Source organism: Thiogranum longum (genome assembly GCF_004339085.1).
GTDB lineage: Bacteria > Pseudomonadota > Gammaproteobacteria > DSM-19610 > DSM-19610 > Thiogranum > Thiogranum longum.
In genome coordinates this window covers 1,805,444-1,831,871 of record NZ_SMFX01000001.1, presented here as the reverse complement: position 1 = coordinate 1,831,871, position 26,428 = coordinate 1,805,444, and the positions used below count along the sequence as shown (strand labels likewise).

The 26,428-nt window shown below is 52.8% G+C and carries 23 protein-coding genes; 20 read left to right on the top strand and 3 right to left on the bottom strand.

All coding sequences use genetic code 11. The features are described from left to right. The first annotated feature begins 56 nt into the window (after positions 1-56). From DFR30_RS09040 to DFR30_RS08985, 10 genes are all read left to right on the top strand, one after another. Positions 57-305, top strand: a complete 249-nt coding sequence (locus DFR30_RS09040) for a BrnT family toxin (RefSeq protein ID WP_132972471.1) — start codon at positions 57-59, stop codon at positions 303-305. Between the two features lie 7 nt (positions 306-312). Further along, on the top strand, positions 313-564 hold the full coding sequence (locus DFR30_RS09035; RefSeq protein ID WP_132972469.1) for a BrnA antitoxin family protein: 252 nt from the start codon (positions 313-315) through the stop codon (positions 562-564). A gap of 42 nt (positions 565-606) precedes the next feature. After that, a complete protein-coding gene (locus DFR30_RS09030; RefSeq protein ID WP_132972467.1) occupies positions 607-1,212 on the top strand; it encodes a DNA-3-methyladenine glycosylase I in 606 nt (201 codons plus the stop codon). 415 nt (positions 1,213-1,627) lie between these two features. After that, positions 1,628-2,026, top strand: a complete 399-nt coding sequence (locus tag DFR30_RS09020) for a DUF6930 domain-containing protein (protein ID WP_132972465.1) — start codon at positions 1,628-1,630, stop codon at positions 2,024-2,026. Positions 2,027-2,363: 337 nt separating this feature from the next. Then, complete coding sequence (locus DFR30_RS09015) at positions 2,364-2,765, top strand: ester cyclase (RefSeq protein WP_207891859.1); 402 nt, start codon at positions 2,364-2,366, stop codon at positions 2,763-2,765. A 94-nt stretch (positions 2,766-2,859) separates the two neighbouring features. Beyond that, positions 2,860-3,585 (top strand): NAD(P)-dependent oxidoreductase, encoded by a 726-nt coding sequence (locus tag DFR30_RS09010; protein ID WP_132972463.1) that lies wholly within the window; start codon positions 2,860-2,862, stop codon positions 3,583-3,585. Positions 3,586-3,818: 233 nt separating this feature from the next. Further along, positions 3,819-4,496, top strand: coding sequence for a sulfotransferase family protein (locus tag DFR30_RS09000; protein WP_165869153.1), 678 nt, complete (start codon positions 3,819-3,821; stop codon positions 4,494-4,496). A gap of 45 nt (positions 4,497-4,541) precedes the next feature. Continuing rightward, on the top strand, positions 4,542-4,847 hold the full coding sequence (locus DFR30_RS08995; protein ID WP_132972461.1) for a putative signal transducing protein: 306 nt from the start codon (positions 4,542-4,544) through the stop codon (positions 4,845-4,847). A 65-nt stretch (positions 4,848-4,912) separates the two neighbouring features. Then, on the top strand, positions 4,913-6,130 hold the full coding sequence (gene nhaA, locus DFR30_RS08990; RefSeq protein WP_132972459.1) for a Na+/H+ antiporter NhaA: 1,218 nt from the start codon (positions 4,913-4,915) through the stop codon (positions 6,128-6,130). A 174-nt stretch (positions 6,131-6,304) separates the two neighbouring features. Further along, the gene (locus DFR30_RS08985) at positions 6,305-7,684 is read left to right on the top strand and encodes an L-serine ammonia-lyase (RefSeq protein WP_132972457.1); all 1,380 of its coding nucleotides are present in this window, start codon (positions 6,305-6,307) and stop codon (positions 7,682-7,684) included. Between the two features lie 15 nt (positions 7,685-7,699). On the opposite strand, the gene DFR30_RS08980 is transcribed toward DFR30_RS08985, so the two are convergent. Beyond that, entirely contained in the window at positions 7,700-8,296 is a 597-nt protein-coding gene (locus DFR30_RS08980; protein ID WP_132972455.1) for a TetR/AcrR family transcriptional regulator, read from the bottom strand. 135 nt (positions 8,297-8,431) lie between these two features. On the opposite strand from DFR30_RS08980, the gene DFR30_RS08975 reads away from it, so the two are divergent. After that, a complete protein-coding gene (locus DFR30_RS08975; RefSeq protein WP_132972453.1) occupies positions 8,432-8,860 on the top strand; it encodes a cupin domain-containing protein in 429 nt (142 codons plus the stop codon). 49 nt (positions 8,861-8,909) lie between these two features. Here the strand turns inward: DFR30_RS08975 and ftsH are convergent, their stop codons facing one another. Further along, positions 8,910-10,811, bottom strand: coding sequence for an ATP-dependent zinc metalloprotease FtsH (gene ftsH, locus DFR30_RS08970; RefSeq protein WP_132972451.1), 1,902 nt, complete (start codon positions 10,809-10,811; stop codon positions 8,910-8,912). Between the two features lie 151 nt (positions 10,812-10,962). Between ftsH and chrA the strand changes: the two genes are divergently transcribed. From chrA to DFR30_RS08930, 8 genes are all read left to right on the top strand, one after another. Then, complete coding sequence (gene chrA / locus DFR30_RS08965; protein ID WP_132974438.1) at positions 10,963-12,318, top strand: chromate efflux transporter; 1,356 nt, start codon at positions 10,963-10,965, stop codon at positions 12,316-12,318. 109 nt (positions 12,319-12,427) lie between these two features. Beyond that, complete coding sequence (locus tag DFR30_RS08960) at positions 12,428-13,447, top strand: ABC transporter substrate-binding protein (RefSeq protein WP_207891858.1); 1,020 nt, start codon at positions 12,428-12,430, stop codon at positions 13,445-13,447. Next, complete coding sequence (locus DFR30_RS08955) at positions 13,444-15,885, top strand: bifunctional diguanylate cyclase/phosphodiesterase (RefSeq protein WP_132972447.1); 2,442 nt, start codon at positions 13,444-13,446, stop codon at positions 15,883-15,885. Before DFR30_RS08960 ends, DFR30_RS08955 begins: the two co-directional genes overlap by 4 nt. A gap of 148 nt (positions 15,886-16,033) precedes the next feature. Further along, positions 16,034-16,300, top strand: coding sequence for a hypothetical protein (locus DFR30_RS08950; protein ID WP_132972445.1), 267 nt, complete (start codon positions 16,034-16,036; stop codon positions 16,298-16,300). After that, positions 16,297-16,878, top strand: coding sequence for a PhnA domain-containing protein (locus DFR30_RS14570; RefSeq protein ID WP_132972443.1), 582 nt, complete (start codon positions 16,297-16,299; stop codon positions 16,876-16,878). Before DFR30_RS08950 ends, DFR30_RS14570 begins: the two co-directional genes overlap by 4 nt. Positions 16,879-17,081: 203 nt before the next feature. After that, positions 17,082-19,757, top strand: a complete 2,676-nt coding sequence (locus DFR30_RS08940) for a cation-translocating P-type ATPase (protein ID WP_132972441.1) — start codon at positions 17,082-17,084, stop codon at positions 19,755-19,757. Positions 19,758-19,885: 128 nt separating this feature from the next. Then, a complete protein-coding gene (locus tag DFR30_RS08935) occupies positions 19,886-20,842 on the top strand; it encodes an ABC transporter substrate-binding protein (protein WP_132972439.1) in 957 nt (318 codons plus the stop codon). A 1-nt stretch (position 20,843) separates the two neighbouring features. Next, entirely contained in the window at positions 20,844-23,186 is a 2,343-nt protein-coding gene (locus DFR30_RS08930) for an ATP-binding protein (protein WP_165869152.1), read from the top strand. Positions 23,187-23,407: 221 nt separating this feature from the next. On the opposite strand, the gene DFR30_RS08925 is transcribed toward DFR30_RS08930, so the two are convergent. Next, entirely contained in the window at positions 23,408-24,751 is a 1,344-nt protein-coding gene (locus tag DFR30_RS08925) for a sigma-54 interaction domain-containing protein (protein ID WP_132972435.1), read from the bottom strand. A 412-nt stretch (positions 24,752-25,163) separates the two neighbouring features. Here DFR30_RS08925 and DFR30_RS08920 point away from each other — a divergent pair, with 412 nt between their 5' ends. Next, complete coding sequence (locus tag DFR30_RS08920; RefSeq protein WP_243640713.1) at positions 25,164-26,414, top strand: efflux RND transporter periplasmic adaptor subunit; 1,251 nt, start codon at positions 25,164-25,166, stop codon at positions 26,412-26,414. The last annotated feature ends 14 nt before the right edge of the window (positions 26,415-26,428 follow it).

The window sequence follows — 26,428 nt, the reverse complement described above, 5'->3', positions numbered from 1 at the left end:
GTATTGCCAGGATAGAGAGCTTGGCTATATACATATAGTATGCATACTATTTATTTATGGACCTTGAATGGGACCCTGCGAAAGCGCGGTCAAATTTCACGAAGCATGGAATCCGCTTCTCTGACGTAGAACCCGCTTTCTACGATCAGTACGCCATCACTATGCCCGATCCCGGGGTATCGAGTGAAGCGCGGTTCGTCCTGATTGGAATGGATGCCCTGGGCAGAATCGTGGTTGTTGTTTACACATATCGCGGCAGTTTAATACGGATTATTTCTGCGCGCGCTGCAATGAAGCCAGAGTGAAAAAGTTATGAAAAAGGAATACGACTTTAGTAAAGGCAAACGAGGACCCGTTGTAAAAAACACGGGTAAAACTCGTATTACCATCTACCTGGACGACGATATCATCGAGGCGTTCCGTGAGAAGGGGGATAAGCTTGGTCGAGGTTATCAAACGCTGATCAATGATGCCTTGAGGGAAATACTGTCGAAGAAGGGTTCTGCCGTGGATGCCAGGACCCTGAGGCGAATCCTTCGTGAAGAGCTTAAAAAGGCAGGCTGAGCAGGAAGGCCCACTTACCGGTTTCATGTCACAATTGATTAAATGAGCAATCTCATAAAAGGCCCCGATGGTAAACCGCGTTGCAGCTGGTGCAGTGCGACGCCGGAATACATTGACTATCACGACGAGGAATGGGGCTACCCGGTAGACGACGATTATCACCTGTTTGAAAAGCTGTGTCTGGAAAGCTTCCAATCCGGGTTAAGTTGGCGAACCATCCTTGCCAAGCGCGAGAACTTTCGGGCCGCATTTCGCAACTTTGACTTCGATGAAATGGCGCGTTTTACACAGAAAGACATCGACAGATTGCTTAAGGATGCAGGGATTGTTCGTCATCGGGGTAAAATCGAGGCGGCGATCAATAATGCAAAATGCGCAAAAGAGCTGATCAAACAGGAAGGTTCATTAGCCGCTTACTTCTGGCGTTATGAACCCGACAGGAAAAAGCTTGCTGAACCGCAAACTGTCTCTACCTGCGAAGAATCCGTGGCGCTATCGAAGGATTTAAAGAAAAAGGGCTGGAAGTTTGTCGGCCCAACCACGGTTTATGCCTTTATGCAGGCGATGGGGCTGGTTAATGACCATGCAAAAGGTTGTGTGAGCAGAACCAAAGTGGCGAATGCCAGAAAGCAATTCAAACGGCCATGATGTGCCTTGGTGATCTTTAAAACGTCCGAACTCAATTTTCATTATTTGAGCGACGAGCCCGGTTATCGGCCGGCACCTTACTTCGCTTCTCGTGGAATGAAGTGGATACAACACTATGATGCACCTGGTACGGAAGATGATGAACTCGTGTACTACCTGACAGCATCTCACCGTCTTGTTTCCCTGGGGCTAACCAAAAAGAAGCAAATGGAACTCGGCCTCAATCAGGACTAACTCTGGTGGTTTCCAGCATCAATCGTTCAACCGCTTGAAAATAATGTAGTAAAAGCGTAGGTTCTCTTCAAATATTAAGGGGCGTGCCAGGTGAGGTGGTGCGGGATATAGGGAGATTTTACGTGTTGTAACACGGCATTTTTCCAGATATACAATGCTAGGTTTCATAAACCTGGAGCTCATGTTGCCAATCGATCCTGCACAGTTCACGAACAACGAAGCATGGCTGCTGCTTCAACTCAATGATGTCCCGGTACAAACCACGCAAGATGGTGATTTTAACGCATTGGCAATCATGGAGCTTTCAACAGGCATGATTTTCGGCATGGAGATGGTTCGAGTGACCGAATCGGAGATGTCAGAGTTTCAATCAAGAAAGTTGTTGGCTGCAGCGGAGGCGCAGGCCGGCTCACGACCACAACAGCTATTCATTGATTCTGAGCGTAAGGCGGATAATGTCTCCTCAGTTGCTACAGCAATGGGCATAAGCATTGAGCGTGCACCATCTGACGAACTGGCGCCTCTTTCCCGAGAGGCGAGAGATGGGTTTGCAGCGCATATTTCGAGAGGTCCGCCTTGATAACACCATTGGTACCACCAATTTTGGACGTTATGCATAAATAGAGAAATTAGGCGATGAATGAGCATGAGAAAATAAATTACGTTGAATTCCCTTCGAGCGATATCGAATTTACAAAGGACTTCTTTAAACAGGTATTCGGGTGGTCATTTCCAGGTGGTCGTCGCTTTCACTTCACAGAGCCAAGTGGCAATGAGTTTGCGGTTTGGTCAGATATAAATGCATAGCAAATGCACCCGGTCCGCCCCTGCGGGGCTCGGACGCCGCAAACCTCGCGGTGCCGCCGGGGTGCATGCCGTTAGCCCGTTATCTATAAATGACAAGCGAGGAAATAGATATGGAAGTGACAAAGTACGAAAAACTATGGATTGATGGTCTGAATCGTGGAGATGTTTCGGTCGCAGATGAGGCCTTTTCACCAAACTGTGTTATCCATATGGCGGGAGCGCCGGAGCCAGACCTTTCGGTTGCTGCATTTAAAGATTTGGTCGGTGGTTTATTGACGGCGTTCCCGGATTTACAGCTGACTGTAGAAGACCAAATTATCTCGGGTGACAAAGTCGCGACACGATGGTCGGCTGTTGGAACGCACACAGGTCCTCTCGGGGATTCTCAGCCTACGGGCAATCGGGCGCGGTTTGAAGGATTGATTTTTGATCGAGTGGTAGGGGAGCAGGTAATCGAACGATGGGAGCAATGGGACCAAATGGGCATGCTGCAACAGATTGGTATCGTTTGATCTGGTACAGCCAGATAACAAGACGGCCCAGGTGGACGGCTTCGCCGCCACTGGCCTTAATCGTTATGCATCTTAATAAAGTCCGAGTGACAAAATGAAGAAAATGTTAATTTTAGGTGCAAGTGGTGCTACGGGTCGATTACTTGTAGAAATACTGCTTAAGAAGGGTGTTGAGATAATTGCCATTGTTCGTAATGCAAGTTCACTAACAAACATAGTTGGCCCTCATCCAGGCCTGCAAATAGTTGAAGCAGATATATCCGAAATACCTGAAAGTGACCTTGCTCAGTATGTTAGAGACTGTGAAGCAGTTCTATGTTGTCTGGGACATAATTTAACTTTCAAAGGCATGTTTGGTCATCCCAGACGTCTTGTGACTAATGCTGTTAAAAAAATCACCAAAACTGCTGAGACAGTTCACGCTAATAACAAAATGAAAATAGTTCTCATGAATACAACAGGCAATAGCAATCGCGACATTCCTGAAAAGCCTCCATTTTCCCAAAGGTTTGTTATTTCTATTTTGCGTTTCTTGCTTCCTCCTCATGTAGATAATGAGAATGCTGCTGATTTTCTTCGCCTTGAAATTGGACAAAACAACAATAGTATTGAGTGGGCAGCGGTTCGCCCCGATGCTCTTGTAAATGAAGATCAAATCAGTCAATACGATATATACACATCTCCCATTAGAAATGCGATATTTGATGCTGGCTCAATCAGTCGTATCAATGTTGCTGATTTCATGTCTGAGTTAGCTATAAATTCAGAGCTATGGGATGAATGGAAGGGAAAAATGCCAGTCATATACAGTCATGCATAAAAATGTATAACAAGACACGGGGGCTCGTTAGTACCACTGTTATGTGCCAACCAGGAGATTAAGAATAGATAATATCGCATCTGCATATTCAAGAGGCATTCCGTGAGAAGGGGGATAAGCTTGGTCGAGGTTATCAAACACTGATTAATGATGCATTGAGGGAAATACTGTCTAAGAGGCCAGTTGTTAATGTCGCGGGTGTTTTCTGGAAATGACATCAGGAGGATAAAGCCATGGCGTTAAAAGTAATCGGGGCCGGCATGGGCCGGACAGGTACGGCATCCCTGAAGGTTGCGCTTGAAGCCCTGGGTGTTGGTCGTTGCTATCACATGAGCGAAGTGCTGAAAAACCCTGAGTGTACTGCGGACTGGGTCAATGTGGCCGCAGGTAAGGCGGATTGGGACGGGATATTCAGTGATTATTCCGCAACCGTTGATAATCCCGGCTGCAACTACTGGAAGGAGCTGGCGGCATATTACCCGGACGCGAAAGTGATACTGACCGTTCGTGATGCGAACAAATGGTTTGACTCAACCAACGAGACGATTCATTCTGTTGAGTTTGCCGCGTTCATAAAAAATTCTCCGTTTGGGGAGATGGTGCAAAAGACCATTTGGGACAGGATGCAGAATCGTATGCAGGATAGCGTGTATATGGTCGATTTCTTCACCCGACGCAGCGCAGAAATCGTTGCTTCTATCGCGGCCGACAGGCTCCTTGTCTACCAGGTCAGTGAAGGTTGGGAGCCACTTTGCCGGTTTCTCGATGTCCCGGTTCCGGACATGGCGTTTCCGCGCATCAATAGCCGGGACGAGACCAAACAACTGTTGTCAAACCTGATTGCCGCCAGTGGCGATCAACTCAGTGAGGACGCCATGGCGGCGGCAGGTCGTGAACTGCATGGGCACTGAAAAATAATGGGTGTTGTCTCGTTGGACATCATTGACTATTAGCCTGTGAAACTACTCTACACGCACGAGAATCCGATTCTGGTTGGCAATGCCAAAAACATTGTCGAGAATTCGGGCATAGAAGTCATCATGAAAAATGAGTATGTATCAGGCGGCATCGGCGAGCTGTCACCCCACGATACCTGGCCGGAGCTCTGGGTGGCCAATGATGCCGACTATGAACGAGCGGAAAAGCTGCTACAGAAGGCTTTTAACCAGGAAAACACCAAAGAATGGCGCTGTACCCATTGCGGTGAGCTTAACGATGCCTCGTTCGATTTCTGCTGGAAATGTCAGAGTGGACGCATGTAATATTCGCACAGGGTTAATCTTGAATATGTACTACTGATCTAAATCTCTGGAGCGCGAAGGATATCATGAGCAATACTCAAGAATTATTCATTACCAGGTTCTTCAGACTTGAGTCGTCTGGCGGCATTATTCTTATGTTCGCGGCTATGCTTGCCCTGGTATTCGCCAATACACCGCTACAATCTTATTATGCTTTATTTCTTAATACGCCTGTAGAGATTCAGGTCGGCACGTTTGCTATCGCAAAACCCTTACTACTCTGGGTTAATGATGGGTTAATGGCGATATTCTTTTTCCTGATCGGCCTGGAGTTAAAGCGGGAGCTTATCGAGGGCGAACTTTCGGATAAGCGCAATATCATTCTGCCCGGTATCGGGGCAATTGGTGGCATGGCGGTTCCTGCGCTCATTTATACGTATTTCAATTTTGCAGACCCCGTGGCCATGAAAGGCTGGGCAATTCCGGCTGCAACGGATATTGCTTTCGCACTGGGCGTCTTGTCGTTAATGGGTTCACGAGTCCCTGTCAGTATTAAAATATTTCTCACTTCATTGGCAATTTTTGATGATATCGGGGCGATTATCATCATCGCTGTTTTTTACACGGCAAAGATATCGCTTACGTCGCTTGCTGTTGTGGCCTTTTGTATAACCGTTCTTGCCTTGTTGAACAAGCGCAATCCCGAATCGACAAGCCTGTATATCGTGGTTGGTGCTGTTATGTGGGCCGCCATGTTGAAGTCCGGTGTCCATGCAACATTGGCTGGCGTTATTCTGGCCATGTTTATCCCGATGAAGTCAAAAACAAATACTACATACTCGCCCTTGAAGAGAATGGAGCATGACCTTCATGCTGTTGTTGCATTTTTTGTATTGCCACTATTTGCCTTCGCCAATGCCGGCATCAGTCTTTCCGGTGTCGGATATGAACAGATAGCCCACAGCGTTCCATTTGGTATTGCGCTCGGTTTATTCGCAGGAAAACAGGCGGGTGTTTTCGGTTTTTGTTGGCTGGCGATCAAGCTTAACCTGACCAGGTTGCCAATGGGTATGTCCTGGAGTTCACTGTATGGTACTTCGGCCTTATGCGGCATTGGTTTTACAATGAGTCTGTTTATCGGGTCACTTGCATTCGAGGAAACGGGTGTTAATCAGACATTCGATGAACGGCTCGGCATTATTTTAGGTTCATTGGCATCTGGCATTATTGGTTATATGGTTTTACGTATGAGTTTGCGTTCCAACAATCAACTCAGCAAGGACGCGGCAAAAAATGTGGGTTGACGTTAGTGATTTTCATCCAGGGAGCCTCTGATTAATTCAGAGTTCACGTCATTGCGAGCGAAGCGCGGCAATCTCCTGCAATGGAATCAGTCTGTTAGAGATTGCCGCGTCACTTCGTTCCTCGCAATGACGAATTAATCAGAGGTTCCCTGGTATATAACGGTATTTGTGATTATGTTTATCAGCGTACTGGACCTTTTTAAAATCGGCATCGGCCCATCGAGTTCCCATACGCTCGGTCCAATGGTTGCGGCCTATGATTTCGTTAGTCGTATAAATGAACAAAAGCTTGTTCAATCCGGCACAGAAAGGGTATTTATCCGGTGCACCCTGAAAGGGTCACTGGCTTTTACCGGAAAAGGGCATTCTACCGATCACGCGGTGGCTTTGGGGTTGCACGGTTATCAACCGTACAGTCTTGCGGATAAAGACGTTACTGAACTGCTCAAACAGGTCCGGGAAAGTAACGGTATTGTCCTGGATAACGATACCTGCATTGGTTTTGATCCTGAGGAACACATCGTTTTTGATAAAGGCGATCCCTTGCCCGAGCATCCCAACGGGATGGTGTTTGACCTTACGGATGCTGACGGCGGGATACTATATTCCAAAACGTATTTTTCCATTGGTGGCGGATTTATCAATACCCTGGAAGAAATCAGTCAATTGCAGGCGCCCCTTAAAATGGAGTCTTCTGCTTCATGCCAATATGCTTTTGACTCGGCCAGTTCAATGTTACAGATGGCGAAAGACAGTGGTCTTTCAATTGCCCGGATGAAACAGCTTAATGAACTCGAACATCTGTCTGAAAATCTGCTTTTAGAGGGCATGGACAAGATATGGGGTGCCATGCAAGCGTGTATAGAGAAAGGGCTGAGTGCTGAAGGGGTTCTTCCCGGTGGGCTGGGTATTTCCCGTCGCGCAAAACACCTGTACGAGGATATTAAAAGCAATCCCGATAGCGCCAATATCAATGATTGGCTATGCGCGTATGCCATGGCTGTGAATGAGGAAAATGCTGCGGGACAAATGGTGGTCACCGCACCAACAAACGGTGCAGCCGGTGTGATACCTGCGGTTCTCTATTATTTTGTCAACCATGAACAAGGCACTATTGAGCAGGTGCGGGCGTTTCTTCTTACGGCCAGTGCCATCGGAGGTTTGATTAAACACCGAAGCTCGATTTCCGGCGCTGAAGTGGGTTGCCAGGGTGAGGTCGGCTCGGCGGCGGCGATGGCTGCTGCGGGTCTGTGTTCTGCCCGTGGTGGTACGCCTCAACAGGTAGAAAATGCCGCAGAGATCGCCCTTGAGCACCACCTGGGTATGACGTGTGATCCTGTTAATGGTCTTGTGCAGGTGCCATGTATAGAACGTAATGGTTTTGGCGCTATCAAGGCGTATACAGCGACCTCTCTGGCGCTCAGGGGAAGTGGTGATCATTTCATGCCGCTGGATAGCTGTATTGAAGCGATGAAACAAACCGGACTGGAAATGTCGCATAAATATAAGGAAACATCGCTGGGTGGCCTTGCCGTAAGTATCACTGAATGTTGATGTATAACTTATGTTTTAAATGCCACACTGCTGCAACAGGCAATCGCTTGAACTCTGTATCAGGTGCTTGAGCTCATTTTTTGAAAAGCCCGATTTGGCCATGGTGATCATGCCGGAAATCAATGCGGTTACGTGATTGCCAAAGTCCTTGCTGTCCATTTCAGTACTGATTTCGCCTGCAGCCTGTGCCTGTTTGAAGCGTTTGACGAGGGTATCCCGCAACAGGGGCAAGGCTGAGTTCAGCATCGCCCTTGTTTCTTCATCGTGTTGCTCGTTTTCCAGTATGGAAAGCATCACCATACAGCCTCCGGGATGCCCCGGGTTGTAGTGCAGGCGTATGACTTCGTTCAGCACGTTCTGCAGCGCGATCGGCAATGACCTGGCATTTGTTATTGCATCGATGAAGCCGGACAGGGCGCTGTTCATGTAAAGCCTGAGGGCTTTCTGGAACAGTTCGCGCTTGCTGCCGAAGGTGTTGTAGATGCTGGTCGGGTTGAGCTGCATGACCTGTTCGAGTTCTTTCATGGATGTTGCCGAGTAGCCTTTTTCCCAGAACAGCAGCATGGCGGCTTCCAGTACCTTGTCTTCGTCAAAATTCTTCGTTCGGGCCATCGGGTCACCTGCTTTTAAACCGTATAGCAATTATAACATTCACTACAAAAAAGTCTTGACAGGTCTGGCGACGGGCAATAATGTAGTGAACGCTACAATAAGTAGCCAGATCTTTCATTATCAGGGAGATGCATCATGAACCATTATTCCACGGCAAATATTGGAAAGCTCAACGCGCTGGAGCAGCACGTGTTTGCGCCGGAAGGGGCGCCCATCAGGCTGGTGGGTAAAGCGTTTCTCGGTGAACTCATCGGCCTGACGGGTATGGAGGTGTCGGTCAACAAGGATGCGCCGAATACCGGGGTCGACTTTTACCACTCGCATAATGACAACGAAGAGGTTTATGTCTTTATCGGTGGCGCAGGCGAGATGGTGGTCGGTGATGACCGCTTTCCGGTAGAAGAGGGCAGCGTGGTGCGCGTGGCCACCGGCGTCAAGCGTGCATGGTGGAATACGGGACAGGACGATCTCTATTATGTCGTAATCCAGGCGCCGGAAAATGGACTCAAGGCATCAAAGCTGCATGATGCGCAACTGGTCGATGAAACAGTGCCGTGGGTCTGAGGCCTGCAGGGTGGATGAAATATCGCTGAAGTGGACATAACTGACAGGTTCACACTACCGGTGCATTTCCTTCACCTTCTGTCTCCCGGATGACCTGCATGACCTCATCTCCATCCATGACTTCCTTCTCGCGCAGATGCGTCGCCAGTGTGTCCAGGGTCTTGCGGTGTGAGGTGAGGATCTCCTGCGCGCGGCTGTGGCCTTCTTCCACCAGGGTGCGGACTTCCTCGTCGATCTGGCGTGCGGTTTCTTCGCTGTAGTTGCGTTCTTCCTGTTCCATGCCCAGGTACATCAGTTGCTGGTGCTTGCCGAAGGTAAGCGGTCCCAGCTTTTCGCTCATGCCGAGCCGGGTCACCATGGAGCGGGCGATTTCGGTGGCACGTTCCAGGTCGTTTGAGGCGCCGCTGGAAATGTCGCCGTAGACGATCTCCTCTGCCACTCTGCCACCCAGCAGGATGGCGATCTGGTCCTTGAGTTCGCTTTCGGTGGACAGGAATTTCTCTTCCACCGGTAGCTGCAGGGTGTAGCCCAGCGCCGCCACGCCGCGCGGGATGATGGACACCTTGTGCACCGGCTCTCCGGTCGGTACCGTGACGGCCACCAGGGTGTGGCCGGACTCATGGAAGGCGACGCGTTCCTTCTCTTCGGCACCGAGGCCGCGGTGTTTCTTTTCCGGGCCGGCGATGACGCGGTCGATGGCGGCCTCGAAGTCTTCCATGGTGATGGCCTGGTGGTCCAGGCGCACGGCATGGATAGCGGCTTCATTGGCGATGTTGGCGAGGTCTGCACCAACAAAGCCGGGCGTGCGCTGCGCTACCACCCGCAGGTCGACGTCGTCGGCCAGTGTCATGCCGCGGGTATGGACCTTGAGGATGGCGACGCGCGCCTCCAGGTCGGGCTTGTCGACCACGATCTGGCGGTCGAAACGGCCGGCACGCATGAGTGCCTTGTCGAGAATTTCCGGGCGATTGGTGGCCGCCATCACTACCACACCGACCGAGGGGTCGAAGCCGTCCATCTCGGTGAGTAGCTGGTTGAGTGTCTGTTCGCGCTCGTCGTGACCGCCCATGGCCGGGCCCATGCCGCGGGCGCCGCCAATGGCATCCAGTTCGTCGATGAAGATGATACAGGGGGCTTTCTGGCGCGCCTGTTCGAACAGGTCACGCACCCGTGCAGCGCCTACGCCGACGAACATTTCAATGAACTCCGAACCGCTGATGCTGAAGAAGGGTGCCTTGGCCTCGCCGGCCACGGCGCGCGCCAGCAGGGTCTTGCCGGTGCCGGGCGGGCCCATCAACAGTACGCCCTTGGGCATGTGGCCGCCGAGGCGTTGTATGCGTGTCGGGTCCTTGAGAAAGGCAATTGTCTCGGTCAGTTCCTGCTTGGCTTCTTCGGCGCCGGCTACGTCGTCGAAGGTGACCTTTACGTCATCCTCGGAATGAATGCGTACCTTGTTGCCGATGTTGAGGAAGCTTCGCCCCATGCCACCCATGCGCTTGGCCATCCAGCCCCAGAGCAGAAACAGCACGCCGAAAGGCAGCACCCAGTTGAGGAAGAAGTTGGTCAACCAGTTGTCGCTGCTGCGCACTTTATAGGTGACGCCGTGCTTCTCCAGGTCTTTCGCCAGTTCAGTGTTCCACAAGGGTACGGTGATAAAGTGCTTCGGTTCCAGGGTGGTCGGTTCCTTGATTGTCAGGGTACCGGTAATGATCTTGTCCGTGACGATGGCTTCGGCGACCTCACCATTTTCGACATGTTTGAGAAACTCGCTGTAGGGGATCTCTGTCTGGCGCACCTCGCGGTAGCCCTGCCACATGTAGAAGGATACCAGCAGGAAGATGAGATACAGCCATAGCGTGAAATCGGGCCGCTGCCAGAACTTGAGCTCGGATGGCTTGTTGATTTCGATCTGCGGCTTGTCGTCACCGATTTTGAAGTCACTCTTGTTCATATTACCCTCACCGGTTTAGCGGGTGCCCGTAGTCGTCAGCGGACAGGATACACCGGACAATGCGATTCGTCCTGTACGATGTGAAAGCAGGGCAGGCTAGTTATGCAGGCTTCGAGTATACTCGGTCGCGGTGAATAACGATAAAGGTGCCATGCGCGTGCCAGCTGCTCCACCCGATGCAACACAACAACCGCCGCCCGTCTCTTTTGCTGAAGCCTTCTTCTACTGGCTGAAACTCGGCTTCATCAGTTTCGGTGGCCCTGCCGGCCAGATCAGCATGATGCACCAGGAACTGGTCGAGAAGCGGCGCTGGATTTCCGAGCATCGTTTCCTGCATGCGCTTAACTACACCATGGTGCTGCCGGGGCCGGAGGCGCAGCAACTGGCGACCTATATCGGCTGGCTGATGCACGGGGTGTGGGGCGGCATTGTCGCCGGCGTGCTGTTTGTGCTGCCGTCGCTGTTCATTCTGATGGGGCTGACGTGGGTCTACCTGGCGTTTGGCGATGTGCCGGCGGTGGAGGGGATTCTGTACGGTATCAAGCCCGCGGTGACGGCGATTGTGGTGTTTGCGGCTTACCGCATTGGCTCGCGGGCGCTGAAGAACAATGTACTGCGCGCACTGGCGGTGCTGGCGTTTATCGCGATCTTCGCCTTTGATGTGCCTTTTCCTTATATCGTGCTGATGGCCGGCCTGATCGGTGCGGTCGGTTCGCGGGTTGCGCCGGACAAGTTCAGGACGGGCGGGCATCACGGCGATGGCAAGAATTCTTACGGCCCGGCGATTATTGATAATGATACCCCGGTGCCGGCGCACGCCCGCTTTAGCTGGGGTCGCTGCATCGCGATCGGGCTGGTTGGTGTGTCGATCGGTGCCGGTGTGCTGGCGCTGTTGGCGTCGCGCTGGGGTTGGGACGGCACACTCACGCAGATGGGCTGGTTCTTTACCAAGGCGGCGCTGGTGACGTTTGGCGGTGCCTATGCGGTATTGCCCTATGTCTACCAGGGCGGTGTCGAGCATTACCAGTGGTTGACCGGCGCGCAGATGATCGACGGCCTGGCGCTGGGTGAGACCACGCCCGGGCCGCTGATTATGGTGGTGGCGTTTGTGGGTTATGTCGGCGGCTGGACCCGAGAGCTGTTTGGCCCGGACCTGCTGCCGCTGGCGGGTGCCGCCGGCGCCAGTGTCGCCACGCTGTTTACCTTTCTGCCTTCGTTCCTGTTTATCCTGATCGGTGCCCCGGCGGTCGAGGCGACGCGCGGTGATGTGAAGTTCACTGGACCATTAACCGGCATCACTGCCGCAGTGGTGGGTGTGGTTCTCAACCTGGCGGCGTTCTTTGCCTATCACGTGTTGTGGCCGCAGGGGTTCGACGGTCGTTTCGAGTGGTTCTCCGCCCTGATCGGTGCAGCAGCGTTTGTGGCGTTGTTCCGCTACAAAGTGGGAGTGGTGACGGTTATTGCCGCGTGTGCGGTGGTGGGGCTGGGGTACTCGCTGGTGTTCTGAAATGTCCTGGTAACAGGACTGTTTTCGGGTCAGTTCAAGGCCACTTGCACGCAGGACGGGGTGGGGTGCTACTATGCAGGTAACACAATTGCACAGGCAGGCTAACGCCATGAAATATCTTGGGTTATATAAGCGCTTGCGGGCCGATCTCATGGCGGTATTTATTGTTTCGATTGCGCTGGTTCTGGCGGGGTGCGGGAGCCCTGAAGACACGGATATCAAGACTGTCGGCATTGTGCTGTTCGGGGATTCGCGACAGCCGCAGGTGAATGGCTTTCAGGAGGAGTTAACCCGGCTCGCCAACGATGAAGATTTTTCAATACGCTATTTAATCCGAAATGCCGGCAACAAAAGACCTGCATTGAAGGTGCTTGTCAAGGAACTGGCCGATCAGAAGGTTGACCTGCTTGTGGCGGCGGGTGGGCTTGAAGCAGACACTATGAAGGAAATGGTTGACGGTACGAAGATACCGGTTGTAGTGCTCTACGTGAATTCGATCATCGAGAGAGGTCTCGTTAAAAGCCGTAGTGACCCGGGCTGGGATGTGACAGGTGTGGACAACCTGAACGCAGAGTTGTCAGGCAAGCGTGTTGAGCTTATGCGCGATCTGTTGCCCGGTATGAAGAAAATCCTGATTTTGTATTACAAGTCTATCGCCCCTTCGCGAATCGGTGTTGAAAAAGCAAAAGAAGTCGCCGAAAAGAGTGGTATATTCGTGGACGCCAGGGCGGTTTCCAGTCGGGATGAAATAAAACAAACGATGAAACGTCTTGAGCCGGGTGAGGTTGACGCCATGTTGACCGTACCGACAGCACCCATCGACAACGCATTGACTGAAATAATTTTACCGAATGTGTATCGCTTGAAACTCCCGCTAATGACGCACTCCCGGCCCCTGGCGGAGAAAGGGGCATTGGCCAGTTACGGGGCCAATTTTTATGATATGGGCAAGCAGGCCGCTCGTCTTGCAGGCAAGGTGCTGCAGGGTGTTGAAGCGGGAAAAATACCGTTTGAGACACCCAAGATAATTATTTATACAATGAATGAAAATGTCAGGAAGGATATGGAGATTGATCTGAATGACGTGGCACGAAGCCAGGTGAATGAATATATCTCAATCACTAAATGAAGAGAATCCCCGTTAAAACGCCACGGCGTGTTGCCAGCAAGATCATTCTCCTTGTCGTAGCCCTGGAGCTGTTCTCTATCGTCTTGTGGGGGGCGTTGACCTACAACGGCTCACGCGACGAGCTACTCAAATCCAGGAGTGAGCAATTACGCGAAATAGCCCTGAGTACGACGAATGAAATAGGGAGATTTTTTCTGCCGGTATTCATCGAGTCTGAAGTCATCTCCGAGCTTCTGGCCGGCGGAGCCACTGGCTCAGCCGTACAGCCCGTGATCTTGTTGAACGCTTTTTTAAATCGTCGACCCGAGGTTGAGGAAGTCAGCCTGATTGACAGTGAAGGAAAAGAAGTAAAGCGTGTTTCCCGAATGAGCGGGTTGGGTAAAGACGAGGTGCGGGTATTTAATGATGACGCTGTGGTACAGCGTGCCTTGTCGGGTAAACGAACTATCGGCTCTGTTATGTTTACCGAATATCTGGAGCCAGCAATACGTGTTGCAACCCCCATGCGCTCTGAAAACGGACGGATCGGTGCGGTGCTGGCCATTGTTAACCTGAAGTGGCTGTGGGATACAGTGCAGTCCATATCGGTAGGGAAAAGCGGTTATGTGTATGTGGTTGATGAAGCCTTGCAGCTGGTTGCCTACCCGGACCCGAGCCTGGTGTTATCAGGCAGGGATTTATCCACTTCAACAGTCCCTGCTGCCCTGTTCAGTCAGGCTGAAAGCAGTATGTTGAGCATATATACCAGTATTTCCGGCGATGTCGTAGCGGGTGTCAGTCATTTCGATCCTGTGCACCGGTGGTGGCTGGTTGTAGAACAGCCGGTTGATGAAGCACTCGCCCCGCTGGATCGGTTGATCAGCCGTTTTATCCTGGCTTTTATCCTGGCGACAGTTTTAACCGTGGCTGCTGTGGTTTATTTTTCCAGGGTGATGATGCGTCCACTGGAGGAGCTTGAGCGTGCCATTGACCAGTTGAAGCAGGGTGGCAGGGAGGTTCGTGTTGATGTCCCGGAGAATACCGAACTGTCATCACTGTCAACTTCGTTTAATGAAATGGCCACCAACCTTGACGAGACAAGTTATAAGCTGCACTACCAGGCCTACCACGATGAATTGACCGGCTTGCCCAACAGGGTCCGGTTGTTTGAAACGCTTGAAAGTGTTCTGGATAAATGCAATCAATCCACCAGAAAACCGTTTGCGCTGTTATTGCTCGATCTTGACAGGTTCAAGGAAATTAATGATTCGCTCGGCCACAAATGCGGAGACATATTGCTCAAGGAATTGAGTAAACGATTGCAGGGCGTGCTGAATGAAGATGAATTGCTGGCGCGCCTTGGTGGTGATGAATTCGCGATTGTTCTGAAAAATGCAGATAGCGTGGACAAGGCGAGAAAGGTGGCTGAAAGAGCAAGGCAGGTTATCCAGGAGCACTTCGAAATGGAAGGCCTGCGGCTGCTGATCGATGCCAGTGTCGGTATTGCAATGTACCCGGAGCACGGTACTGACAGCAGCACACTGATGCGACACGCAGATATTGCAATGTACCATGCCAAAAAGGCAGGGGTGGGTGTTGCGTTATACGATGACAGTTATGATATACACAGCCAGAAAAGGCTGTCTCTCATCAGTGGCTTGCCCAGGGCTATAAAAGAAAACGAGTTAATTCTCCACTACCAGCCCAAAATACGTGTTTCAGACAGGACAGTATCGAGTCTTGAGGCGCTGATCCGCTGGCAGCACCCTGAACACGGTTTGTTGCCTCCCGATCAATTTATACCCATTATCGAGCTCGGCGATTCCATTATCGAATTAACGAACTGGGTGATTAACCGGGCCTGCCTCGATTGTCGAAAGTGGCAGGATCAGGGTATCAGTGTTGATGTTGCCGTTAATGTGTCAACCCTTAATATCCAGGATGAGCAGTTCATCAAACGCCTGGACAGGATACTCGGGGAGCATCATATTCATCCGGGGCAATTACAGCTTGAAATAACTGAAAGCGTCATAATGTCGGACACAAAAAGAGCACAAAAAACGATCCGTGCACTTGACTCGATGGGGGTGGGAATATCCATCGATGACTTCGGAACCGGCTATTCTTCGCTGGCGTACCTGAAAAGAATTCCGGTGGACGAGCTGAAGATCGACAAGTCATTTGTTATGGATATGGAGCAGGATGACAATGACGCTGTCATTGTCAGGTCAACCATCGATCTTGCGCATAACCTGGGACTGGAAGTAACGGCAGAAGGTGTTGAGACTGCTGGTGCACTGGATCTCCTCGATGTGCTGGGTTGCAACTATGCGCAAGGATATTATATTTGCCGCCCCGTTCCAGCGGATAAGATAGCCCCGTGGATCGATACCTGGAGCGAAGAAAATAATGATCACGTCAACATCCACACCAGGGCAAATTCAGAACGTTCTTCATGATCTCCGGCTGAGATAGCCCCGGCAATACCCCCAGCGTTGTAAACTGTCTGATGCGAATCCCGATTTCGATCTTTTTGTGATATCCCCGGGGCATGTATAATGCACGCTACAGGTAGCAAGCATGAAGCCGGGGGGCAGAAGAGATCGAATGGAAAAAACAGACAAGATGCCAATATGGGTGTTTCTCGCATTTTCGAGTATTTCAACAAGAAAAGGGGCCATGCTGCTGATCTGGGCTTGTGTATTGTTTACCGTTTACACCATTCCCTGGGCCGGAATTTTCACTGACCATGAGTGGGTCGCGAACCTGTTCGTGATCGAGGACTGGAGCTGGTTTGCAATGATGCTGCCGATTTCGTTCTGGTACTGGATCAGTTTGAAGTGGATCGACAGGCATACCGGGTGGACAAATTGAGTATTGAACAGACGCTACAGGAACGTAGCGGATCAACATGTGAACTATGTGCGGCAACCGATAACCTCGGTGTTTATGCTGTCCCGCCTGACGCGGGCGACAGTGCAGACAAGTGCATCCTGGTCTGTGCAACCTGCCGCGAGCAGATTGAAGACCCGGACAAGGTCGATCCCGATCACTGGCGTTGCCTGAACGACAGCATGTGGAGCCAGGTGCCGGCTGTACAGGTGATGGCGTGGCGCATGCTTACGCGCCTGCATGCAGAAGGGTGGCCGCAGGATCTGCTCGACATGCTTTATCTCGATGAAGATATGCTTGGCTGGGCAATGTCCGGTCTCACGGAAGAGAATGACGGGAATACTGTCAGGCACGTCGATAGCAATGGCGCCGTGCTCGAGGCGGGCGATACGGTCACGCTGGTCAAGGACCTGGATGTCAAAGGTGCGAATTTCACTGCCAAGCGCGGCACAGCTGTCCGTGGCATACGGCTGGTGGCGGACAACCCGGAACAGATTGAAGGCAAGGTCAGCGGTCAGCAGATTGTGATCCTGACAAAATTTGTAAAGAAATCGAACTGAAGAGATTAAGGAACCTCTGATTAATTCATATTCCGTCATTTAGTTTATATCCCGTCATTTAGTTCATTTCCCGTCATTCTGGCGTATGCCAGAATCCAGTGGTTTCAATGAGAGGGATACCGGCCTTCGCCGGTATGACGGATTAATCAGAGCTTCCTTAAACGTTGTATCGCCCGCCCGGTTGCGATACAACAGGCATAATCATGATGGATCCCATGCCTGCGCCACATGCCAAATCCACCGGGGAAGTGCTGGAAGCACTGCACACCTCGCCGCATGGTCTTGCCCTGGCTGAAGCTGCAGCACGCCTGCAGGTACATGGCCCCAACGAACTCCCGAAAGCCCGGCCACCCGGGCTGCTACAGGTTTTTGTCCGTCAGTTTTACAGCCCACTGATATATGTACTGCTGGCAGCGGCAATTCTTTCCCTGCTCATCCAGCATGTGACGGATGCGGGTTTTATCGCAGCGGTACTGCTGATCAATGCGGTTATCGGAACAGTCCAGGAATATTCAGCCCAGCGCGCAGCCACGGCGCTCAATGAGCTGGTGGCGACGCATTGCCGCGTGTTGCGTGACGGTGATACCTATGAATTCGATGCCAGCGGGCTGGTGCCCGGGGATATCGTGTTACTTGAATCCGGTGACCGCGTGCCGGCTGACCTGCGCCTGCTTGCCGCGAACGATCTCGAGGTGGATGAGTCCCTGCTGACAGGTGAATCGCTGCCGGTTCACAAGGATCACACGCCGGTGTTGCCTGTTGATGCGGTACTGGCCGAACGCCGTAATATGGCCTTTGCCGGCACACTGGTGTCGCGCGGCCGTGGCCGCGGGGTCGTTGTTTCAACCGGGCTGGCCACTGCGCTCGGCCAGATTGCGGCGGACGTACTCGGGCACGCGCTGGGTAAAGCGCCGCTGGTGGTGCGTATGGAACGCTTCACCCGCTTTGTGGCCATTGTTGTCGGTGTGGCTGCTGTCATCATGGCGGTGGTGGCGTTATGGCAGGGCATGTCCTACAGCGAGGTTTTCCTGCTGGCTGTGGCACTGGCGGTATCGGCTATTCCAGAAGGTCTGCCGGTGGCGCTGACGGTGGCGTTGGCAACGGGTATGCACCGTATGGCAAAGCGTCATGTCATTATCCGTCGACTGGTTGCCGTGGAAGCACTGGGTTCCTGTACCTTTGTCGCCACCGACAAGACCGGGACCCTGACGGTGAATCAACTGACGGCCCGGCGCATCCTGTTTCCCGGGCTGGAACCGTGGGAAGTCACTGGCGAGGGCGTTATTCCGGAGGGTATGATCCTGGCGCCGCGTGGCGCACCGACCGCTGCGGAAGAAGCCCTGCTGGAACGCCTGTGCCAGGCAGCCGTATTGGCCAGCGAGGCTTTCCTGGGACACCGCGACGGCAGCTGGACGTGGCACGGCGATGCGGTTGATGTGGCGTTACTGTCGCTGGCGCACAAGGCCGGTTTTAACCGCGAGGAGATGCTCAACGCCTTTCCGGAACTGGCCATCATTCCTTTCGAGTCGGACCGCATGTACGCAGCGAGCCTCAATCGGGTTGAAGGCGAGTCGCGTGTGTCTGTCAAGGGTGCGCTGGAGCGTGTGCTGCCGATGTGCTCGAAGATGGCAACCGGCGGCGGCGATGTACCGGTTGATACGGCACTGCTTGAAGGCCACGCGCAAACGCTGGCCGAACAGGGCTTCCGTGTGCTGGCAATTGCCGATGGTCAGGTGAATGTTGACAGTAGTGAGCACTTTTCCGGCGAACACCTGCATGACCTGACCTTGCTCGGCCTGGTGGGAATGATTGACCCGCTACGTCCTGAAGCCAGGGCCGCCGTCGCAGCCTGTCGTCAGGCCGGTATCGCGGTGGCCATGGTGACCGGCGATCATCCACAGACGGCACTGGCTATTGCCCGTGAACTTGAGCTGGTGCAACGCGACGAGCAGCTGGTGACCGGCCCGCAATTGCGCCAGGCGGAAGATGAAACGGCGGTGGACCGACTGGTACGCGATGCGCGGGTTTTTGCCCGCGTCGAGCCACGCCAGAAACTGGATATTGTGCACTCGCTGCAGCGACAGGGGCATTTTGTTGCTGTCAGTGGTGACGGCGCCAATGATGCGCCGGCTCTGCATGCCGCGCAGGTCGGAATCGCCATGGGCCTCAGTGGCACCGACGTCGCGCGTGAAAGCGCGGATATGATTATTACCGACGATAATTTTGCTTCTATCGTAGCCGGTGTCGAGGAAGGGCGCGTCGCCTACGCCAATGTGCGCAAGGTAATATTCCTGCTGGTGTCGACCGGTGCTGCCGAGCTGGTGTTGTTTACGCTGGCGCTGTTTACCGCCCAGCCGCTACCGCTGCTTGCGGTGCAATTGCTATGGCTCAACCTGGTGACCAACGGTATCCAGGATGTCGCGCTTGCGTTTGAACCGGGCGAGGGTGACGAGTTGCGGCGGCCGCCACGACCGCCACGCGAGGCGGTGTTCAACCGCCTGATGGTGGAACGTGTTGTGATTTCCGCGCTGGTCATCGGCGGTATGGCTTTTACGGTCTACCAGTGGTTATTGGGGCGTGGCCTTGATATTGACGAAGCGCGTAACGGCACGCTGTTGCTGATGGTGCTGTTCGAGAATATTCACGTGTTCAACAGTCGCTCCGAAACGCGGTCGGTTTTCCGGCATAACCCGTTGCGCAACCCGATTCTGTTGGTTGGAACGGTTGCAGCGCAGCTGATCCATATTGGTGCAATGTACACGCCCGGCCTGCGCGACGTGCTACGGATACAGCCGGTGTCGCCACAACACTGGCTGGATTTGTTGCTGCTTGCCCTGTCGGTACTGGTGGTCATGGAATTGCACAAGCGGTTCAGATAAGTGCAGGTCAACCGTTACAGGGTTTAAGGCAATGCAATGTATTGAATTACAATAACTTGAAATAGCATGAGTGTCGGGGTAGCGTGTGACTGTCAGGCGTGGGCAATGAAAGGAAGCAGGTAGACAGCATGTTCATAAGATATTTCTGCATTGCTGCCTTACTGCTGGTGTCAGGGGGTTGCAGCCGCCCGATGGAAGAGCCGTTGCGCGTGGGCAGCAATATCTGGCCCGGTTATGAAAGTCTCTATCTCGCCCGTAGCCTCGATCTCTTTCCAAAGCAGACTATCCACCTGGCAGAGTTGCCTTCCGCGACGACAGTGATGCAGGCAATTTCTGCGGGCTCTCTTGATGCAGCCTGTTTGACACTTGATGAAGTACTGACCGCCCGCTCACGGGCTGTGGACCTCCAGGTGTTGCTGGTCATGGATGTGTCAGCCGGTGGCGATGTAATACTGGCCCGCCCGCCAATCCGCAGCCTGGGCCAGTTGCGCGGAAAAACAATTGCTGTGGAAAATACTGCCGTTGGGGCCATTCTTCTGGACGGAGCACTGCGGGCAGCGGGGTTGCAGCCTGAAGACGTGACGCTGGAATTTGCCGGCGTTGATGAGCACGAGAGCATCTACCAGTCTGGCAAGGTTGATGCCGTGGTGACGTTCGAGCCTGTGCGTAGTCATCTTCTGGCACAGGGTGCTGTGCCGTTATTCGACAGCCGCCAGATTCCGAACCGGATCATCGATGTGTTGGTGGTCCGCGCTGAAGCAATTGAAAAGTACGAGTCACAACTTCACGACCTTGTCCGTGGACATTTTTCTGCACTGGCCTATCGACGCGACCACCCTGATGACGCTGATCGTCGCATGGCGCCGCTATACGGGGTTGAGCCGGAGCAGATGAAGACCCTGTTTGAAGGCCTGAAAATCCCTGGGCTTGCTGAAAACAGGCACCTGCTTGGCGGTAGTCCACCCGCACTGGAAGCCACGGCTCGCGCACTGACAGAGGTTATGAATCGTGCGGGGTTGCTCCGCGATGAGGTGGAGATTTCCGGTATGTTCCAGCCCCGTTTTCTACCGGCCGGGTCGCTCTGATATGCGCACCCTGAACCTGCGTGTCTGGTTTCCGGTATTTATTACCCTGCTACTCGGCCTGGTGCTTCTGTTGTGGAGTGCCCTTCAGTACCGCCACCTTGTCGAGCGCACCCAGCAACAACAGTTGTCACTGTGGCGTGACACCTTGTCCAACCTGCAGGTCAATATCAGCCATGAACTTTTACGCGGTGATAGAGAAGAAGCCCAGTTTCTGGTCAGTCAATATTCAGTTAATCCTGACTTGTTGGTGCTGGCCGTAATCGATCACCGCGGCAAGGTGTTGTTGGCCAATCGCTATGAATGGCGAGCTCAGGCTGAACAAAGCCTGCCAGGGTATGGGCGCCTTGTTCATGGCCACGGTGAACCGGGTGATGGCCTGCATCTTGATATTCACATCGACGACAAAGGCGATACTATCCATGCAACCCTGCCTGTTTCACTGACCGGAGAAGGTGATGGCCTGGGTAATTTGCAGCAGGGAAAGATTTACTTCCTCTACGACCTGACGCGGGCCAGGCAGAGCGTGCGCAACCTGCTGGTCGCGGACATGTCGATTATGTCGCCGTTGCTGTTACTGGGGGCTGCGCTGGTATGGTTGATATTCCAGTACTTCATCAGCAGACCCCTGGATATATTGCGTGCTGCCAGTATCAAGATGTCAAAAGGGCAGTTTGAGCCGGTTGAGCTGAAGGGCAAGGGCGAGCTGGCGAGGCTGGGGAAAAGTTTCAATGAAATGGCGCGGCGAATAACTACCGAACAGCGCCGCCTGTATGATAGTGAGCAGCGCTTCCGGAAGCAGGCGGAAAATCTGAACGAAACCTCACAACGTCTGGCAGAAGCACAGCGCATGGCGCATATCGGTAACTGGGAGATAGACCTGACCAATGAAATATACTGGTGGTCTGAAGAAACCTGCCGTATTTTTGAAATTGATCCGCAGAAAAAAGATCTTACACTGGAGACATTCCTCGAAGCCGTTCACCCGGAAGACAGGGCCAGGGTCGTGGCTGCCTGCGAGGCAACCCTCGAGAACAGAGTGCCATACAATATCGACCACCGGCTGTGTATGCCGGATGGCCGGATAAAATATGTCCAGGAGCGTGGCAAGACGTTGTATGACGATGCCGGTAACGCGCTGCGCTTTACCTGTGCAGTGCAGGACATTACTGAGCGCGTCAGCATGGAAGAGGCCCTGCGCCGGGCCCAGAAAATGGATGCTATCGGGCAGCTTTCCGGTGGTATCGCGCATGACTTCAACAATCAGCTTGGTATCGTTATCGGTTACCTGGATATCCTGAAAAATGATGCCGGTATTGATGACCGGTCGGGCAAGTGGATCGATACGGCCACCCGCGCAACACTGCGCTGCATGGATCTTACACGGCAACTGCTGGCATTTTCCCGCAAGAAAGGCCTGGAGAAAGACATTGTCGATCTTAATGCCGTACTGGAAGACCTGGAGACCATGGTGTCGCGTTCGGTCACACCTGAAATAGAGGTGCAGTATTTCCTGGCGGATGAATTGTGGCAGACTGAAATTAACGCCGGAGAATTCCAGGATGCGATTCTGAACCTGGTGATAAATGCCCGTGATGCCATGCCGGGTGGCGGGAAGCTCCTGATTGAAACAACCAACAGGTGGCTGGATGCGGATTATGCAGCAATAAACCCTGAAACCACGGCGGGTGATTATGTAGAGCTAATGATCAGCGATACCGGTACCGGTATGGATGGGGAAACTCTGGAGCGGGTTTTCGAGCCGTTCTTCACCACCAAGCCTGAAGGCAGGGGCACCGGGCTGGGCATGGCGATGGTCTATGGTTTTGCACGTCGTTATGGCGGTAACGTCAAGGTGTATTCTGAAGTCGGTGTTGGAACGACGGTCCGTATGTATCTTCCGCGCGCAACAGGCGAGGCGCATGCCGGGAGTAGCGACATGGTTGAAAGGGGCGAGTTACCCGGTGGCAGTGAGTCTGTTCTGATTGTCGATGATGAGTCCGATCTTCTGCAGCTTGCTGACCAGTATCTGAGCCGACTGGGTTATCGAACCTTTACTGCGGAAAACGCCCCGCAGGCCTTGCAGATACTGGAAGGCAATGAGCAGGTCGATATACTGTTCAGTGATGTTGTGATGCCAGGTGGGATGAACGGCTATGAACTTGCGCAACAGGCAACGGAAAAAAGGCCGGGTATTAAAGTCTTGCTGACCTCGGGCTATACTTCAAAAATCATTGCCCATAATGGTCTGGCGCGGTTTTCCGCGCACATGTTGAACAAGCCTTATCGTGAGGCGGACCTGGCCCGCCGTATAAGAAGTGTACTCGATGAGGGTGGATCGAAATGATCCACGGCGGTATCTAGTTTTTGCAGCAGCCTGTTGCGTACAGTGTTACACCAATCATAACAAGGACAATAACGGCACCACTAAGCGTGAAAGCATCCAGAAACATATTCGTCTCCCTTTGAAAGTTACTGGCTGTAATATTAGCTAAATCTAATATTAATATCAATTAAATATTAACGAAATTGTATTACTTATTGATATATATAATATTATTGCTTCTCTCAGATCAGGTTCAGGCGGTGCATCCGACGCCAGAGTGTACTTCGGTCTATTCCCAGGTTACGTGCGGCCTTGGCGCGATTCCCGTTAGTGACAGCGAGCGCATCGAGTATTTCTTTCTTGTGCGGGTCGGATTCCGTTGAAGCTGTGTTGGTGCGGGTGCGTACTTCGCAGTTGTTACGGTGATGGCGTATATCAAACGGCAGGCAGTCCGGACTTACCCGTCCGTTCCTGGCCAGGATCATGCCGTGTTCAACAGCATTATTCAGTTCGCGTACATTGCCCGGCCACGGGTAGTTCATCATCATCTGCATCGCGTCATAGTCACATTCAATATTGTCGGGGTAACCACGACTGACCAGCTGGTCGCAGATATAATGAACCAGTAGCGGAATGTCGCCCGGCCGTTCGCGCAGGGCAGGGATCTCGACCGGGATTACGGCCAGTCGGTAATAAAGGTCGGCGCGGAAGTCACCGGCATCGACAAGTTCCCGCAGGTTCTGGTTGGAGGCAACGATAATACGCACATCAACATTGATGTTCTTGTCCGATCCCACCATCTGGAAGGTTTGTTCTTCCAGTGCCTTGAGTAATTTCGGTTGCAGGTGCAATGGCAATTCGCTGATTTCATCCAGGAACAGCGTACCGCCGTGTGCGCTCTGTAACCTGCCTTTACGGTCCTGGGTTGCACCGGTGAAGGCGCCTTTGACGTGTCCGAACAGTTCGGACTCCAGCAATGCATCCGGTATGGCTGCACAGTTGATTTCTACCAGTGGCTCGCTGCTCCGGTCACTCATTTCGTGGACCATACGTGCGATCAGGCTTTTTCCGGTACCGGACTCACCCTGTAACAAAACCGATGCGCAGGTAGATGCAATCTGTTCCATCATGACCGATATCTCGATCATGTGTGGATCCTGTGTAATGAGCCCTGCGCTTCGCTCGTCATTCAGCACGGCCTGCAGGCGACGCCTGTCGGTAATATCCGACATAACCATCAAATGTACCGGAGAAGGCTTGCCGGGAACCGGCACAGTGGAGGTATTCACTTCCAGGAAGCGGGTTTTTCCATTGCGCGTGATGCGCTGCTCGAAGTGATGCCTTCCAACGGGCAGGTGATCCATGGCCAGCGAGCTATTGGCGGCTGTGGTCAGTGACTTTTGCAAGTCTATACCGGTACATGCCTGAATATCACTGACGGAATCAAAGTCCGTAAATCCCAGTAACTCGTCAGCTGCCGGGTTGTGGAAAAGGATCTTGCCCTTGTAGTCGGTGAGTATTACTCCTTCGTGAATGTGCGCAATGACTGCGTCCATCAGCGGCGCAAACTGCTCCAGCGTTTTCATTCAGCCTCCTCATCTCACACTGCAATTTTCCGATGTTCTAGTGCATCAGAATATTATTGAGTACTAAATATATCTCTCTGCACTTTGCAGGACGTTGATGCAGATCAAATGCAACACTTTTGTGTTGCAACGGGTGAAAACCGTTGCACAATTGTTGCATGCTTATTTCTGTCTCGAAAACAGAAAAGCTTTCAACAGGTAATGAACTAAAGCGAAAGGAATGTATCAGGTACTTGTGTTGCAACGACACAAACAGAGATATAGAAAAATCTAATAGAAACATAAACATGTAAACCTGGTACGGGCCTTGCTCTAGTCACTGTAAATTAATGTTCCTGCCCCTATGTGTTTCGCGTTGCGGTGCGAAAAAGTCAGGACATCAACTGACAGTATAGTGTCTGAGGAGACAGCCGTGAGGATAACAGGTCATAAGCCGGTCAAGCGGGTCAGTTCTGTTGTACAACGCCGCGAATTTCATTGGCCGGACTTCTGTCGGCAGCCTGCATCGTTTCATTTTATCCTTCTTGGTTTCTTTATTTCCAGTCTTGTTGCATCGCTCGCGCTGGCCGCGGAGAGCACGGGTGGCGAACAGATCGTTACGGTGCAGGCCAGCAGTGCAGCGAATGCCGTCACCCTGGGCGGTACCGTGGTTGCCTACAAGGAGGTTACGTTAACCGCCCAGATTCCGGGCCGCATTGACATGATTGCCGGTACCGAGGGTGACAAGTTCAAGAAAGACGACATCCTGGTTGCCATAGACGATTCGCAATTGCTGGCAAAACGCCGCGAGGTGCTATCGCAGATCGCTGCCGCACAGTCGCAGATTGCCAATGCCCGCGTCCAGTACGACCGCGAGATCTTGTCACCGCAGGATCGCAGTATTTCACGTTCGGGCGGTATGGGTATGCCCGGTATGTTCGACCAGATGTTTACCCAGCCGTTTGCCCAGAGTGTTATGCCAGGCAACTACGGTGGTAATCGCTGGGTGGATGAACGCGCCAACCTGTATGCCCGTGGCACACAACTCAGCCAGGCTGAGTCGCAACTGGCAGCTGCACAGTCACAGCTCGAACAGATCGACGCAAAGTTGCGCGATACGCGATCTTTCGCACCCTTCGATGGTGTCATTATCAAGAAGATGGTGGAGAAGGGTGACACGGTACAACCCGGACAGCCGTTGGTTGAATATGCTGATCTGACGTATCTGCAGGTACAGGTCAATGTACCGGTACGGCTCATGAGTGGACTGAAGAAGGGCATGATGGTGCCGGTCAGGATCGACGTCGGTAATGTCCGCGTCAATGCGCGTGTTGCGCAGATCTTCCCGACGGCGGATCCGGTTCGCCACACAGTTGTTGTCAAATTTGATCTTCCCGTCGGCGTGCCGGGTGGCCCGGGCATGTATGCCGAGGTCATGGTGCCGGAAGAATCATCATCGACCAAGGAGGTGCCCGTTATACCCGACAGTGCTGTGCTTTGGCGTGGCAGCCTGCCGGCGGTGTATGTGGCAACACCGGATAATGGCAAGGAACTGCGCCTGATCCGGCTGGGCGATTACATCAGTAACAACCAGGTTGCCGTTCTGTCCGGGCTCAAGGTGGGCGAGCGTATATACGCTGTTCCGCCAGCCGAGGCTTCTCCGGACTGGAGTAAGAAGCCATGATTTACCGTTACCTG